The organism is Haliscomenobacter sp. (genome assembly GCF_041740695.1).
In the GTDB taxonomy this organism is placed as follows: domain Bacteria; phylum Bacteroidota; class Bacteroidia; order Chitinophagales; family Saprospiraceae; genus Haliscomenobacter.
In genome coordinates this window covers 1-15,419 of sequence record NZ_JBGSLK010000128.1, presented here as the reverse complement: position 1 = coordinate 15,419, position 15,419 = coordinate 1, and the positions used below count along the sequence as shown (strand labels likewise).

Sequence of the window (15,419 nt, the reverse complement as noted above, 5' to 3'; positions counted from 1 at the left end):
GCTTGTTGTGCTCAGCACAATATCAACCCCATGGCTTATCTAAATGATGTCTTGGGACGTATCCCTGAGCACTCCATTAATCAGATTAATGAATTACTCCCAGATCAGTGGAAGGGGTAGTGCACTTGCCCGGACGGATACTCTACAATGTCCTTTAGCTCATGGATGAAAACAGTTTTGATGAAATCGGAAGTATTCATTTTGATCTTTTGTGATATGTGCAGATTTTTTGCGGATAACCACTTGTTTGCGCTAATAGTTCCGCTGTATAACCTAATAACAAGCTTTTTTTGCTAATCTTCTTTATCATTTTTCCTCACCAGCAACACACAAACATCCACTGCCAAAATCTCCGCAATCTGATACAACACCTCTAAAGGCGGCTGCATATCATTGGTACACCAGCGGGATACGGTGGAACGATCGCGTCCGACTTGCTCTGCCAGCCAAATTGCGGTTTTATCTTTTTCTGCCAACACTGCTTTAATGCGGTTGAATTTTTTCATGGTTTTTATGCTCCTCTTGAGAGTGAAGATAGGGGAGTTTGCATAAAGAAGACTGAAAATAAAATGCATAAAAACGAAAATAAAGTTTCGTTCAAAGAAACATTTGATTAAATTGCAAGCGATTTACTGCGCTTGGCCAGTTGCGAAGGAACTTTATTCCTTTTCTAGGGGTATGGATAATTACCAATGGCATATCCTGAACAAAGTGACCAGCAGTGTGAAATTGAACTATATTTGTACACCTAACCTAGCAGTAGTTATTTCCTCTGCGAGGCTAAACCATCCTTCAGATGCCCATCATTGGAAAAATCAAAGGGATCATTTTACGGATGTTCTTTGGAGATCATACCCCTCCTCATTTTCACGCCAGCAACAATGAAAACGAAGGACTGTTTAAAATTGAAGACCTGGAAATGTTCAAAGGGGATTTGAACTCAAAGGATCAGAAAAAGGTTAAAAAATGGGCTGAGCCACGGAAAACCAAACTAAAAAACATGTGGGACTCACAGGATATTCAAAACATCGATTAAACGGCCAACTATGGAAAGCTATCCACGTATTAACTACCTTCAAGCATTACCCAATTACCGCCTCTTCCTGATTTTCGATAATGGCGAGATTAAAATTTATTCGCTCTCCGAACGGCTGAAAAGCCCTGCTTTTGCTCCATTAAAAGATGAAGTTTTATTCAATACTGTCCGCCTTGCCAATGGCGGCTATGGAGTGATTTGGAATGACGAGATTGATTTGAGTGAGTATGAATTGTGGCAAAAAGGGGTGGAGGTTTCCAATATCAGTGAGCTGGTGGCTAGAGTGGCTTAGTATCGCTGGTTTCTCAATTTCTTCCTTTTGCTGGGCCTACGCGTTTTATTTTATTTTCATCCAAATTTCAAGACGATTTTCACCCCACCCCCTCCATAAACACCCCAATCTCCTCCGCTACCGCCTTATTGTTCATGCTATGCCCCAGCCCATTGTACCCTTCAAACCTGCTTTTTTTCCAGATCGCGGCCAGCTTCTGCCCTTCGGCAAATGAGGCGACTTCATCGCAGGCGTCGTACATCATCAGGCCGGGCGTTTTGTTTTTTTCGGCAAAATCGTAGAGGTTGAATGAATCGACGGGAACGCCAAACTGGTCGTTGATGGCTATTTCCATGCCTTGCATGGCGCGTTCACTCAGGTGGAGTACCGAATTGAAATTGTTCAGTACCCGGCGCAAACTGCAAGGCGCGGCTATGACCACCCCGCCATGTACAAAGGAAGGTTTGAAATGGGAGAGGTAATACATGAGTGCCATGCCCCCTGCCGAATGCCCGGCAATGAAGGCCGGTTGGAAATGTTCGGCTACGGCTTTGATCGCCAGGGCGTACCAATGGGCATCAAAACGATTGCCGCTGGTAGCGCCGTGTCCGGGCGCATCCAGAGCGATGATGCGGTAGTTTTGTTTCTTAAAAACATTGATGAAGGTACGCCAGCGCCCTGAATTGCTTTCCCATCCGTGGGCCAATAAAATAGTGGGGCCGCTGCCTTCCCAGAGATAGGTTTGAATGTCGAGCCCTTCGGCTTGGATGGTTTCCCATTTTGCGCCCGCCAAAAAGGTTTTGTCTTGCTCGCGCAGGCGACCTTTGTGCGGAGTACGGAAAATATCCAGGGCTTTGCGCCCGGCCCAACCCAGCGAAAACAGCGCAATGGTGTTGATTTGAAAACGCAAGAGGCCAATGGCCAGTTTGCGAAAAAATTGACGCATGGCAAAAAATTAAAGGGCAATAAAAAAATAAGTGTTCATTTTGCCAAAGGATTAGATGAGTAAACGGTCCATTTCAAGTTTCTTATCTAATCCTTTGGCTCAAAAAAAATGAACACTTATTTTTGCCCACTATTAAGACGACATTTATAGCGTAAATATCGCCTTAATTTTTACTCCATTTGGTTTTATTTTTACCAGCCTCCCCCCAAAGCCCTATACACATTCACTCTGGCATTCAATTGCTTCATCCTAATCTCAATCAACTCCATCTTAGACTCCAGCGCTTCGCGCTGCGTGAGCAACACTTCCATGTAATCTGCTCGCGCTGATCTATACAGGCTGTTTGAAATCGTAATGGATTGCGTAAGGATGTCCACTTCTCGTGCTTTGGTGTTGTAGCTATCCAAAAAATTGCGCATGCCCGAAACCTGGTTGAACACTTCAATGTAAGCATTCAGGATGGAGCGCTCGTAGTTGTATACCGCCTGTACCTGTTGGGCATTGGCATTAAAATATGTGGCTTTGATGGCATTTTTGTTGATCAGTGGGGCCATCATCTCTCCAGCCAGGCTAAACAGAATGGATTGTGGTTTAATCAGATCGATGGGATTAAACGCCTGCAGACCAAGGCCTGCACTGAGACCAAAAGAAGGATAAAAATTGGCTTTGGCTACGGTAACATCAATTTTAGCCGCGGCCAATTCCAACTCGGCCTGACGAATATCCGGGCGGTTTTCCAGCAACTGAGAAGGAACCCCTACCAGGACAGAATCCACCGCAATCGTGTTAAAGGTAGCCGAATTCCTGGGGATGCGTTGAGGAAACCGACCCGTTAAAAAGTTGATCCGATTCTCCGTTTCCACAATCCTTTGGCGAATGTCGTATTGAAGATTTTGGGTATTCAATACCTGCGCTTCGAATCGATTTACCGCCAATTGGGTAACCTTGGCGGCTTCTTTTTCCTGCTTGATGATGCCGAGGATGTTCTGCTGTAGGCCAATGTTGGTATTGATGATGTCCAGCAAGTTATCCAAGGCCATCAACTCATAATAGGAATTGGCAACCTCGGCAATCAGGTTGGTAACCAGAAAGTTTTTCCCCTCAATAGAAGCAAAATACCGGTTTACGGCAGCCTGCCTGGCGTTGCGCAGTTTGTGCCATACGTCTAGTTCCCAGGAGGCGTAAACGCCCACCATGGCGTCGGTCAGGGGTACTGGAAACTTCTTACCGGGTTTGATTTCGATGCTTTCGTCAACGGCACCATTGCGCGTATACCTTGCTGCTTTTTCCAAACCAGCCCCGGCCCCAATGTTTACAAAAGGTTGATATTCCCCCTTTCTGGCCATTATTTCATTGTTCCTGATGTCAATTTCCTGCCGAACAATGTTCAATTCCTGATTTTTTGACAACGCTGTATCGATTAGCGCGATCAAATTGGGATCAGAAAAATACTGTCTCCAGTTGGGTTTAAGCGTAGCGAGGGTGTCCTGCACGTTGTTGAAACCCTTAGGAACGGCTTTATTCTCGGTTCTAGGAACGGCTACTTCGGGCACCTTACACCCGCATAAGCAGGTCATCAGGAGGGCGAAGGCCATCCATTTATTGCTCTTCTGACTGTTCATCTTTCCGACGGATTTTCTTAATGATTTTTTTAAGCATCGAAGTTTCGTCCCAGTGTTCCACCAGGTCTTCACTCAGCGGGTTTTCATCCTCATCTTTGATGAGTTTTTTGCCTTCGGCTATTTTGCCAAAAATGTAGTACAAGCCAGGCACGATGATGACCCCAAAAATGGTACCGATGAGCATCCCGCCTAGCGCAGAGGCACCAATGGTACGGTTGCCAATGGCGCCCGGCCCTGTAGCCCTTACCAGCGGAATCAGGCCGGCAATAAAGGCGAAGGAAGTCATTAAGATGGGCCGGAAACGGGCTCTGGAACCTTCAATGGCAGCTTCTAGTACCGACAAACCCTGCATGTGTTTTTGCACCGCAAACTCCACAATCAAGACCGCATTTTTTCCCAATAAACCCATCAGCATGATGATGCCAATTTGGGCATAAATGTCATTGGACAAGCCCATGAATTTGAGCAGCAAGAAGGAACCAAAAATACCCACAGGTAGTGAAAAAATAACGGCAAGCGGAATGATAAAACTCTCGTACTGAGCCGCCAACACGAGGTAAACAAAAACGACCACAATGATAAAAATGTAGAGCGCTTCGTTGCCCCGTTTGGCTTCATCGTAAGAAAGGCCTTCCCATGCAATGTCATAACCTTGGGGAAGGGTTTTTTTAGCTACTTCCTGAATGGTCGTAATGGCATCACCACTGGTGAAACCTGACGCAGGAACACCCCGAATGGAGGAAGACGTATAGAGGTTAAAGCGGGTAATTTCATTCGGCCCCTGGGTTTTGCGCAAACTCATAAAAGAAGAGTAGGGCACCATTTCATCCCGGTCATTTTTGATAAAAAGATTCAATACATCCGAAGGTAACTGTCTGTATTCGGGTGCAGCCTGGGTATAAACCTTGAAGAAGTTACCAAAGCGGACGAAGCCTTGCTCATAAGTGCTACCGATGAGGATATCGAGGTTGTCCATGGCTTTTCCAATGGATACTCCTTTTTGCATGGCCAATTTATTGTCAATGACCAGCTCATACTGGGGGTAATTGGCGGCAAAAAAAGTGAACAAACCCGACAACTCTTTGCGCTGACGCAGGGCATCCATAAAGTCGTTGTTGATCTTGTCGAAGTCCTGGTAATCAACGGTGCTGTTTTTGTTTAAAAGGCGCAACGAAAAACCATCTGAAGAGCCATAACCTGGAACTGCGGGCGGTTCAAAGAATTCTACCACTGCGCCTAAGTTTTTGGTTTTTTCCTCCAGTTCCTCCATTACATCATGTACTGAATTTTTTCTTTCGGACCAATCCTTCAGGTTGATGATACAAGTACCTGCGTTGGAACCTCGCCCTTCGGTCAAGATTTCATAACCAGCCAGAGAAGAAACGGATTGAATGCCTTCCACTTCTTCCGCAATATTTTGGAGTTCCCGCGAAACTTGGTTGGTTCTTTCCAGGGTACTACCCGGCGGAGTTTGAATGATGGCATAGATCATGCCCTGGTCTTCGTTGGGGATAAAACCTGAGGGAAGGCTTTGATTGACCCAAAAAATAGCCAAACCAAAGGCTACCAGGATGAGAAAGGTGATTAGCCGTCGATGAACAATCAACTTCAGCAAATCCGTATACCGATCCGTTAATTTATCAAAGCGGCGGTTGAACCAATTGATGAATAGGTCGATGGGCGTTTTTTTACGTGTTTTACCGTAATGGTTTTTCAGGATCATGGCGCTCAAAATGGGCGTAAGCGTGAGGGCGACCACCCCCGACAATACAATAGCACTGGCCATGGTAATGGAAAACTGGCGGTAAAAAATACCCACTGGCCCCGTCATAAATGCAACGGGCACAAATACTGCGGTCATAATCAAGGTAATCGCGATGATGGCACCACTGATTTCGTGCAGAACTTCTTTCACGGCTTTGAATGGAGACAGGTGTTTGGTTTCCATTTTGACGTGCACCGCTTCTACTACCACAATTGCATTGTCCACCACAATACCGATGGCCAAAACCAAGGCAAACAGCGTAATCAAATTGATGGTTAACCCAAAAAGCTGCATGAATAAAAATGCGCCAATCAGCGATACCGGAACAGCCAGGGTAGGGATAAGCGTAGAGCGCCAATCCCCCAGGAAAAGGAATACTACCAGGGCAACCAAGATGAAGGCTTCCAATAGGGTATGCATTACTTTTTCAATCGATGCCCCCACAAATTTGGAAACGTCATAATTGATTTCATAAGCCATGCCCGGCGGGAAGTCGGCCTCCATTTCTTTTAACTTTACTTTGGTCGCTTCGATCACTTTGCTGGCATTGCTACCAAAGTTTTGCTTGAGTACGATGGACGCAGAGGGGTACCCATCTTTGTTGCAATAGATGTCAAAAAACTCGCTGCCCAGCTCTACTTCGGCAATGTCCTTTAGTTTCAGTACTTCCCCATCAGGATTGGCGCGGACGATGATGTCTTCGTATTCTTCGGGTTTATTGAATCTGCCTTTATAGGTCAATACAAATTCGAGTGACTGGGCCTTTTTTCCAGAACTTTGGCCAATCCGCCCCGGTCTTCCAATTACACTTTGTTCACTTACCGCCTCCATGACTTCTTCGGTTGATACATTGTAGGCCCGCATGCGGTCGGGCTTCAACCAAATGCGCATGGCGTACTGGCGACTCCCCAATATTTGCGCTCGCCCCATTCCGCTGATGCGCTGGAGTTCCGGCAGAATTTTAACGTTGGCGTAGTTGTACAAAAACTTCTCGTCGGCATTTTTATCCGTGCTGTAGAGGTTGACGTACATGAGCATACTGGGCTGGATGGGGGTGATGATGACCCCTTCGCGTTGCACCAGTGGAGGTAGGTTGTTCATGACCTGATCCACCCTGGTTTTGACGTTCACTACTGCTGCATTGGGATCCGTGTCGGGTTCAAATACAATTTGGATTGTAGCCTCACCCGCACTGGTCGCATCCGAAATGATGTACTGCATGCCTTGGACTCCATTGATGGCCCGCTCCAGAGGGATCAGGGTGGATTGCACCAGGATGTCGGCACTTGCACCAGGGTAGGCAATGAAAATATTTACCCGAGGTGGTGCAATCTGTGGAAATTGGGAGATCGGCATGGTAATGCTGGCCAATATCCCCAGGAAAATAATGGCCAAAGATATGGCAATGGCCAGAACCGGCCTTTGTATGAATTTGGTAAACATCTTTCAGTGATTTAGGAATTAGGTTGCCTACTCAGCAAACAATTGATTCAATTCAGCTAAAACCTTACGAGGAGGCTCAACTTTGTGCTTGATCTTTTGCTTGTTCCTAACCTTGCGCAAGCCTTCAATGAGTATTTTTTCTCCTTCCTTCAATCCACTGGTTACTACATACAAATGCGGCAGCTCCGTACCTACGGTTATTTGCCGGGTCTGCACGAGGCTGTTTTCATCTACCACATAGACAAACTTTTTATCGAGGATTTCAAACGTGGCTTTCTGCGGAATCAGGAGGGCATTTTTCAGTGATACAGGCATGAGTACATTGCCAGTTTCACCATGCCGCAAAATCCTTTTGGGGTTGGGGAAGGTTGCTCTGAAAGCGATGTTGCCGGTTTCATTGTCAAAATCGGCTTCGATCGTTTCCACCTTTCCGCCCTGGTCAAATAGTTCGTTGTTGGCCATGCGTAGTTGTACGTTCAGGGGGTTACTTGACTTGGCTCTGGTGGCATAATCCAGGTACTCTGCTTCGGGCACATTGAAATACACCCACATCTTGCTGTTGTCGGAAAGGGTGGTCAAAAACTCCCCTTCGTCCAACAAACTACCGAGGCGTACCTGAAAGCGATCCATAATGCCGTCGAAAGGAGCACGCACTTCTGTGAAATCCAGATGAGCCTTGGATAATGCCAACTCAGCTTTGGCCATGTCCACCTTTGCCTTGGCCAGCGCAAGTTCATTTTTGGATACAATGTTGCTGTCGGCCAGACTTTTGGTGTTTTGGTATTCGAGCTGTACAAAATTCACCTCAGCCTGAGCTTTTTGCATTTCTGCCTGATAGATGACGGGCATAATCTGGAACATCAACTTCCCCTTGGGTACAAATTGCCCTTCATCCACGTAGATGTTTTGGAGATAACCTTTTTCGAGTGCTCTAATTTCGATATGTTGGATAGAGCGTATCTGGCCTACATAGTCTTTCAAAACCAGGGTGTCCAGCCGTAAGGGGGTGGTAACCAAAAAAGTTGCTTCTTCTTCGGTTTTATGTTCTTTCTTTTGACAGCTGGTCATCAAAGACAGCACTGCCAGAAAGAAGAAAAGTGAGAACTTTTTCATTCTGTGTTGAATTGTTTAGGAAAATAATAAGCGTAGTGCCCGCTAGAACAGCGGCACAAGACAGATAAAGCTTGGGCAGGTAATCAGAAAATTAGCACAGAAAGCTTTTCCAGGAATGGTACAGGATGAAAAGGAATACACCTTTACGGTTTAACACAGCTTGCCTCAGGCGAGGCAGGATCATTTTTTTGGAAAGGGTGTGATGCGAAACAAGAACAACGAAAGCTGCATTTACAGGCGCGCCTTGAATTTCGTCTTCTTGGGTATCTTCGTCAACTTCTTCTTCTGCGCACTCTGTGAGCAGGATGGAGTATAAAGTGAATGGAAAATGAGCGTGATTGGAATGGTAGGAAAGTGGAACGTGGGAAAATTCGTAACGGTCAACTCCTGTTGGCTCTGGTAGGGAGTATCCCTCCCCGATTGAGTAGAACGTGGCTACAATGCCTAAAATACTACAGAAAATAACTCTAAACAAGTTGTCTGGTTGTAAAACCTTCATATTCGTCTCGATTGCAAGAGTACGGAGCGCAAATCTAAGAAATAAAATTTAAAGCGACCACAAAGATCGCCTTATTATTTACATTTCGACCGCTATTTCTTGCCTACCGTCGGCCAGTTTACATCCGCTTTTTTGATGTAGCCAGGTTTGTCTTCACTCCAGGTTTTTTGCACTTTCAAGCTGTAGTTGAGGTACAACTTTCCGTCGACAATTGACCATGCGTCGGGGTCGATGCCCACTGCGTAACCTCTTGACACGCCGTAAGCGCAATAACCGCCGTATTGGGGCAGGTATTTTTCAGGATTCTTTTTGAAGCTGTTCAAATGGGTCTTGGAAGCAAAGTGGTAGGTGGCAGACTCGTATTTGAAGCTGAATTCATCCGAACCTTTCACGGGTTTGTGTTCTTCAAAATAGGCGACGAGGTCATACCCTTCTACGGCCAGATTCTTTTTGTCTAAATTGATTTTCTGGGTATTTTGGGCCAGCAAAGAAAGGCTGTTGAACACTAGCCCTAAAACCAAAATGGATTGCAATAATGATTTCATCTAATTGAATTTTGCTGTAGAACGGCTTAGTTACCCCTTGTGGTTTAGTTGAATGGGCAGAAAGCCTGCCAAATGTTTCTGCGCGGACGAATTAGATATTTTGGCATTCGACCAGACCCTTTATTCTGGAAATGCAGACAATAGGTGATCCATTTCAAGGTTAAAGCGTAGAACAATAGAGAAACGTTCAATCGGGTACTTTTCCTCAAATTTTATCCAAATGGCAGCATCTAATCCAAACCAGGAAACAATAAGGCTTCAAGAGCAATACAGTGGCAGTAAAAAATGGCTCAAATGGGGACCTTACCTCAGTGAGCGCCAATGGGGAACCGTACGGGAGGACTACAGCGATGATGGCACTGTCTGGGATTATTTTCCACATGACCATGCGCGTTCCCGGGTGTATCGCTGGGGGGAGGATGGAATTGCGGGCATTAGTGATGAGTCGTGCAACCTCTGTTTCGGCATCGCCCTATGGAATGGCCGGGACCCTATTCTCAAGGAGCGCCTCTTTGGTCTCACTGGCAACGAAGGCAATCATGGCGAGGACGTCAAAGAGTTGTACTACTACCTCGACAGCACCCCGACCCACTCCTACATGAAACACCTGTACAAGTACACCTTGGAAGCTTTTCCTTACGAGAATTTGCTGGAAGTCAACCGCCAGCGTTCCAAGGATGAAATAGAATTTGAACTGCACGACACTGCGGCATTTGACGAAAGGTGCTACTACGATGTTTATACCGAATACGCCAAGGCAGATACCGACGACATTTGTATCCGCATCACTGCCCATGTACGTGGCCACAAGGAAGGCCAGCTTTCACTGCTTCCAACCCTGTGGTTCCGCAATTTATGGTCTTTTGGGCTGTTGTCAGAAAAACCAATTATCCGGGTTGAGCATTCAGCGGAAGTGGTGCGTGCCCATCACCCCAAACTAGGTGATTATTACTTGTATTTTGATCCACCGCAGCAATTGCTATTCACCGAAAACGAAACCAATACCGAGCGAATTTTTGATACTCCCAATGCAAGTCCATTTGTCAAAGATGCTTTTCATCGGGCGGTGATTCAGGAGGATGCTTTTCTGGAGGGCAATTCTTCCGGCACCAAATTCGCGCCACACTATCAATTCCAACTCCTACCTGGTGAAAAAGTAGAAATCAAGTTGCGTCTGACCAAAAAAGCGAAACTGGAAGACCCTCTAGGTGCTTCCTATGTGACGACCTTTCAAGATAGGATTGCTGAGGCAGATACTTTTTATGAGCAGTTCAAAAAGGGGGACAATACCGATCTGGCCAACATCCAACGCCAGGCTTTCGCCGGGATGCTTTGGAGCAAGCAGTATTACAATATTGACATGCCGCGTTGGTTACACGGTGACCCAGGAACCCCTCCACCACCCAGCAGCCGCAAACATGGCCGCAATCATCATTGGAAAACCCTGAACAACGAAGACATCATCTCCATGCCTGACAAATGGGAATACCCCTGGTACGCAGCTTGGGATCTGGCCTTCCATTGTGTGCCATTGGCGATGGTAGATGCCGAGTTTGCCAAAGGACAGCTCATTTTGTTCTTGCGCGAATGGTACATGCACCCGAATGGGCAACTCCCCGCTTATGAGTGGGCTTTTGGCGATGCCAACCCTCCCGTGCACGCCTGGGCTTGTTTGCAGGTATATAAAATGGACAAAGCCAGAAATGGCAATGATGACAAGGTTTTTCTCAAACGGGTATTTCAAAAACTGCTCATCAACTTTACTTGGTGGGTGAACCGCAAAGACCACCAGGGAAACAATGTATTTGAGGGAGGATTCCTGGGTTTAGACAACATCGGCGTATTTGATCGCAGCAGTTACATCCCTGGTGGCGGTTACCTGGAGCAAGCGGATGGGACCGCCTGGATGGCCATGTATTGCCTGAATATGCTGGAAATGGCCCTGATTTTAGGCGAAGACGATGTGGCTTATGAAGATGTAGCCACCAAGTTTTTTGAACACTTCACCTACATCGCGGCTTCTTTGAACGACATCAACGAAAATTGGACGGGCTCCTGGGATCCGGTAGAAGGTTTCTTTTATGACATCCTGGCCTTGCCTAATGGCGAATACATCCCCTTGAAAGTCCGCTCTTTGGTCGGTTTGACCACCCTTTTTGCCGTGATGGAACTGGATCGAGAAAAACTGAAAAAACTCCCCAATTTTTACAATCGTTTGAAGTGGTTTCAAAAATACCGGGAAGCCAACAAGGAATACCTGGTCATAGATGAATTGGACGAGCAGGGTGATATTTTGTTGTCTTTGGTACCTCCGGATCGATTGGTTCGCTTGCTCCAGGCTTTGTTTGATGAAAATGAGTTTCTCAGCAAAGGCGGAATTCGCTCCGTCTCTAAAATCCATGAAACCCCTTATGAGATAAACATCGCGGGGCAGGCATTTGGGTTGAAATACGAGCCAGGGGAATCCTCTACGGGTTTGTTTGGCGGAAACTCCAATTGGCGCGGCCCGGTTTGGATCCCGATGAACTACCTGATTGGCCATTCCCTGCGCAGTTATGCCCAACACTACGGCGAAGACTTTAAGGTAGAGTTCCCAACCCATTCGGGCAACTGGATCAGCCTGGAACAGGCAGCGGATGAACTGTCCAAACGCTTGGTTTCTATCTTCCAACGCGATGAATTGGGGCAGCGTCTGGTACATGGTGAAAGCAATTTTTACCATTTTGACCCCAATTTCCGCGACTTGTTGCTCTTTTATGAATACTTTCATGGGGATACGGCGCATGGTCTGGGTGCATCCCATCAAACGGGGTGGACTGGGCTGGTAGCTGAATTGATTGATAAATCCATGTGGTAACTTCAAACCATACATTCATGCAAAAATCAGTTTTGATCACCGGAGCATCCGGTAACCTGGGGCACGCGGTGCTCCAAAAATTTGTTGACGAAGGATTTAAAGTCTATGGAACGGATCGCTCGGCTTCGCCACGTGCCGATGCTGAAATTGGGGCAGTTGACCTGACCAACGAGCAAGCCACCCGGGCTTACATTGAAGACATTTGTAAAAAAAGCCCTGATCTGAATGCCGCGGTCTTGCTGGTGGGTGGGTATGCTCCTGGCGGGTTAAAAAACACCGATGGAGCGAGTTTGCAAAAAATGTACCAATTGAATTTTGAAACGGCTTATTTCGTGGTGCATGCCCTCTTGCCTCATTTTGAAGCCAATGGCGGTGGGCACTTTGTACTGATTGGTTCACGTGCAGCGCTCGATGCTCAGGCAGCATTGTACAACGTGGCCTACGGATTGTCAAAATCACTGTTGGTAAGCCTGGCCAATATCATCAATGCCTACGGGAAAGACAAAGGCATTCGGGCTTCAGTGATTGTGCCCAGTATCATCGATACTCCACCCAATCGGGAGTCCATGCCGGATGCTGATTTTGAAAAATGGACGACTGCGGAGGCAATTGCCGACAACATCCATTTTTTGTTTACTGAATCGGGGCAACACCTGCGCGAGACGGTGTTGAAAATTTACAACGAAGCTTAAAAAATTTGGCGTATGTACTGGCTGCAAATCCTGCTTTTTGTATTGTATGGCTACTTGGGCCTGGGCTTGATTTTTGGGCTCTGGTTTGTGTTCAAAGGTGTGGAGCAAATTGATGAAAACATGCATGGCGCGAGTTGGCCAACCCGATTGTTGCTTTTGCCTGCCACCATCGCTTTGTGGGTAATCTTGCTCAACAAATGGTTAAAACAAAAAAGACATGGTTCCTGAATTGCGCAAACGGCATCGATTGATCTGGCAGATCGGCTCTGTAGTCATATTGATTGGCTTTGTTGGGGCCATTGTGGTTTTACCTCAACCAGTTACTCAAACAAAATTATTTCGAAAAATTGATCTACCCTTGCCCCGAATCCTGGATACCCAGGAATCTGAGGAACTTACGATAAATCTTCGCGGGGACTCTACAACAGGTACACAATTGGAATTTATCATCAAAAAACCGTTGGAGCAGCCAGTAGCAAAACTGTATTGGCAGTACAGCTTCATCGGCGTATTGGGTTCAAAAGGCATCCAACGCTTTCCAGTTTCTGGGGCGCGCCTAGCCAAAGCACCCTATTTTTTGCAAATTGTCAACCCCTTTGAAAAAACGGGCATCCAAAAATTCAACTTTAACCCATGAGTGTCAATTACACCACCGTACAATGGAACCGCCAAAAACGGCGCTACGACCGGATCATGCTGGGCATCATGGCTTTGTATTTGTTGACTTTTACCCTCTTGCAACTGATTTTTTACCCACTGATTAGTCCGGAAACCCTGATCATTCGGGCTACCGGTACCCTGGCCTTTATCATGTTGCAGTTCATCTTGTGTATTGGGCCACTGGCGCGTTTGGATCACCGCTTTTTGCCTTTGTTGTACAATCGGAGGCATTTGGGGGTGACTACTTTTTTGATTGGGGCGGTACACGGGGTTTTTAATACCATCCAGTTTCACAGTCTGGGCTACGTAGATCCCCTGTTTTCGGTGTTTGCTTCCAATACCCATTATGGCTCCTTGCAAGATTTTCCTTTTCAAGTCCTAGGCTTTTTTGCCCTGGTGATCCTGTTTTTGATGGCCGCTACAAGTCATGATTTTTGGTTGAAAAACCTGAGTCCGCGTTGGTGGAAAAGCCTGCACATGTTGGTGTATTTGGCCTATGGCCTCTTGGTTTTTCACGTGATGCTGGGCGTAGTGCAGTTGGAACAATCGCCAATGTGGATTGGGTTTGTAGGTTTTGGCCTCTTGGCCTTGGTCTCCCTGCATTTGATGGCGGCAGGAGTAGAAAAAAAACGCTTACAGGAACAAATGGATAAACCAGCAGTAGGAGAGGGGTTCTACCAAGTCTGTTCAGCGGAGGACATTCCTGAAAACCGGGCGAAAATGCTCTATTTGGAAGGCCAAAACATTGCTGTGTTCCGGTACGAGGGCAAGGTGTCGGCGGTCAACAACATTTGTCGCCACCAGCATGGGCCGATTGGTGAGGGAAAAATTGTAGATGGCTGCATCACCTGCCCCTGGCATGGCTACCAATACCTGCCACAAAACGGGCAATCACCGCCGCCTTTTACTGAAAAACTGGAGACCTACGATGTGAAAATTGTCGATGGGATGGTTTGGGTAAATCCCACGCCTTACCCCGAAGGAACCGAACGCCCTGCGGCCATTATTCAAGCCTAATCACCGTATTATGAACGAAGAATTTTACATCGGCTGGCAAGACAAAGCGCCTAAAAGTTATGGTCAATGGGTCAAATACGTAGTATGGACCCTGGTGGTTTTGATCCCAATCATCGCCGGATTATTGGTGCTCAGCCAACGCGGGTTTATTGGCTCCAAATACGAAATCGCCCGCTTGCGCACCTTGGAGGGCATTTTGATTACTGAACCGATTCCTTGTTTAAAAATTCCCTTGGGCATTGATGAAAAAGGAACCGAACGTTTTCAACGGATTCTATTGATTGGAATGGGCAAAAAAAGTGCCAACCCAGCACTGGAAGTTTTAGCTAAAAAAACAGGGCAGCCGCTGATGGGCAAAGGGATTCGCTTGAAAGGCAAATTGATTTATTACGATGGGGTAGTAGCTTTTGAATTGGGGCCCGAAAAGGAATTGTTTCAAGGTTTTTCCAAGCTGAAGGATTTTGTTTCAACACCTGTTCAATTGGGCAAAGCTACCCTGCGCGGTGAAATCCTCGACCCCAAATGTTACCTCGGCGTAATGCGCCCCGGGGAGGGAAAGCCGCACCGTTCTTGTGCGATTCGTTGTTTGGCTGGCGGAATTCCGGCGTTTTTTAAGGCGAAAACGGCCAATGGAGGGCAACAATATTGTTTTGTGTTGGACCAGGATGGTCAGCCCATTAATGATAAACTGGCGCCGTATGTGGCGGATGAAGTGCAGATTTGTGGGGTGCTGGAGCAGTGGGACAATTGGTTCATTGTTAAAGCCGAAGGGTTCAAGCAATTGATGCCGCACTGGGGGAAGGGGATGGTGATGCATACTACTGGACATTTTTGAAAAATGCGAGGAAAAGCGCGAAATTAGAGTTTACCAAGACGCTAAGAACGTATGCTTCCCTCGCACCTACGCAAATTTAAAACATTGTACACTAGGTTTGGCCTAGGAGCAGTAAAAA

Annotated in this window: 16 protein-coding genes; 9 read left to right on the top strand and 7 right to left on the bottom strand. The window is 46.6% G+C overall.

Features of this window, described 5'->3' with window-relative positions:
• Positions 1-120 (top strand): transposase domain-containing protein (locus ACEW9O_RS25890; RefSeq protein ID WP_373553128.1); only part of this gene is annotated, 120 nt, incomplete at its 5' end.
• Between the two features lie 173 nt (positions 121-293).
• On the opposite strand, the gene ACEW9O_RS25885 is transcribed toward ACEW9O_RS25890, so the two are convergent.
• Positions 294-506: a helix-turn-helix transcriptional regulator gene (locus ACEW9O_RS25885; RefSeq protein WP_373553127.1), complete on the bottom strand. Its 213-nt coding sequence runs from the start codon at positions 504-506 to the stop codon at positions 294-296.
• A gap of 290 nt (positions 507-796) precedes the next feature.
• Between ACEW9O_RS25885 and ACEW9O_RS25880 the strand changes: the two genes are divergently transcribed.
• Positions 797-1,036: a DUF4160 domain-containing protein gene (locus ACEW9O_RS25880; RefSeq protein ID WP_373553126.1), complete on the top strand. Its 240-nt coding sequence runs from the start codon at positions 797-799 to the stop codon at positions 1,034-1,036.
• A gap of 10 nt (positions 1,037-1,046) precedes the next feature.
• A complete protein-coding gene (locus ACEW9O_RS25875; protein WP_373553125.1) occupies positions 1,047-1,328 on the top strand; it encodes a DUF2442 domain-containing protein in 282 nt (93 codons plus the stop codon).
• 79 nt (positions 1,329-1,407) lie between these two features.
• On the opposite strand, the gene ACEW9O_RS25870 is transcribed toward ACEW9O_RS25875, so the two are convergent.
• The 6 genes from ACEW9O_RS25870 to ACEW9O_RS25845 form a co-directional block, all read right to left on the bottom strand.
• Positions 1,408-2,253: an alpha/beta hydrolase gene (locus ACEW9O_RS25870; RefSeq protein ID WP_373553124.1), complete on the bottom strand. Its 846-nt coding sequence runs from the start codon at positions 2,251-2,253 to the stop codon at positions 1,408-1,410.
• A gap of 191 nt (positions 2,254-2,444) precedes the next feature.
• Entirely contained in the window at positions 2,445-3,875 is a 1,431-nt protein-coding gene (locus tag ACEW9O_RS25865) for a TolC family protein (RefSeq protein WP_373553123.1), read from the bottom strand.
• Positions 3,853-7,083 carry an efflux RND transporter permease subunit gene (locus tag ACEW9O_RS25860; RefSeq protein ID WP_373553122.1) on the bottom strand — a complete coding sequence of 1,077 codons (3,231 nt, stop codon included), beginning with the start codon at positions 7,081-7,083 and terminating at the stop codon, positions 3,853-3,855. Before ACEW9O_RS25860 ends, ACEW9O_RS25865 begins: the two co-directional genes overlap by 23 nt.
• Positions 7,084-7,110: 27 nt before the next feature.
• Positions 7,111-8,196, bottom strand: coding sequence for an efflux RND transporter periplasmic adaptor subunit (locus ACEW9O_RS25855; protein ID WP_373553121.1), 1,086 nt, complete (start codon positions 8,194-8,196; stop codon positions 7,111-7,113).
• A 91-nt stretch (positions 8,197-8,287) separates the two neighbouring features.
• Entirely contained in the window at positions 8,288-8,695 is a 408-nt protein-coding gene (locus ACEW9O_RS25850) for a hypothetical protein (RefSeq protein WP_373553120.1), read from the bottom strand.
• A 92-nt stretch (positions 8,696-8,787) separates the two neighbouring features.
• Positions 8,788-9,240: a YHS domain-containing (seleno)protein gene (locus ACEW9O_RS25845; RefSeq protein WP_373553119.1), complete on the bottom strand. Its 453-nt coding sequence runs from the start codon at positions 9,238-9,240 to the stop codon at positions 8,788-8,790.
• Between the two features lie 220 nt (positions 9,241-9,460).
• On the opposite strand from ACEW9O_RS25845, the gene ACEW9O_RS25840 reads away from it, so the two are divergent.
• Genes ACEW9O_RS25840 through ACEW9O_RS25815 form a run of 6 tightly spaced genes read left to right on the top strand, consistent with a single transcriptional unit; the run spans position 9,461 to position 15,301 of the window.
• A complete protein-coding gene (locus ACEW9O_RS25840) occupies positions 9,461-12,097 on the top strand; it encodes a glucosidase (RefSeq protein WP_373553118.1) in 2,637 nt (878 codons plus the stop codon).
• A 17-nt stretch (positions 12,098-12,114) separates the two neighbouring features.
• Positions 12,115-12,789 carry an SDR family NAD(P)-dependent oxidoreductase gene (locus ACEW9O_RS25835; protein WP_373553117.1) on the top strand — a complete coding sequence of 225 codons (675 nt, stop codon included), beginning with the start codon at positions 12,115-12,117 and terminating at the stop codon, positions 12,787-12,789.
• A gap of 12 nt (positions 12,790-12,801) precedes the next feature.
• Positions 12,802-13,017 carry a hypothetical protein gene (locus tag ACEW9O_RS25830; protein WP_373553116.1) on the top strand — a complete coding sequence of 72 codons (216 nt, stop codon included), beginning with the start codon at positions 12,802-12,804 and terminating at the stop codon, positions 13,015-13,017.
• The gene (locus ACEW9O_RS25825) at positions 13,007-13,426 is read left to right on the top strand and encodes a hypothetical protein (RefSeq protein WP_373553115.1); all 420 of its coding nucleotides are present in this window, start codon (positions 13,007-13,009) and stop codon (positions 13,424-13,426) included. Before ACEW9O_RS25830 ends, ACEW9O_RS25825 begins: the two co-directional genes overlap by 11 nt.
• Positions 13,423-14,466: a Rieske 2Fe-2S domain-containing protein gene (locus ACEW9O_RS25820; RefSeq protein WP_373553114.1), complete on the top strand. Its 1,044-nt coding sequence runs from the start codon at positions 13,423-13,425 to the stop codon at positions 14,464-14,466. Before ACEW9O_RS25825 ends, ACEW9O_RS25820 begins: the two co-directional genes overlap by 4 nt.
• Positions 14,467-14,476: 10 nt before the next feature.
• The gene (locus tag ACEW9O_RS25815; RefSeq protein ID WP_373553113.1) at positions 14,477-15,301 is read left to right on the top strand and encodes a hypothetical protein; all 825 of its coding nucleotides are present in this window, start codon (positions 14,477-14,479) and stop codon (positions 15,299-15,301) included.
• Positions 15,302-15,419 lie beyond the last annotated feature (118 nt).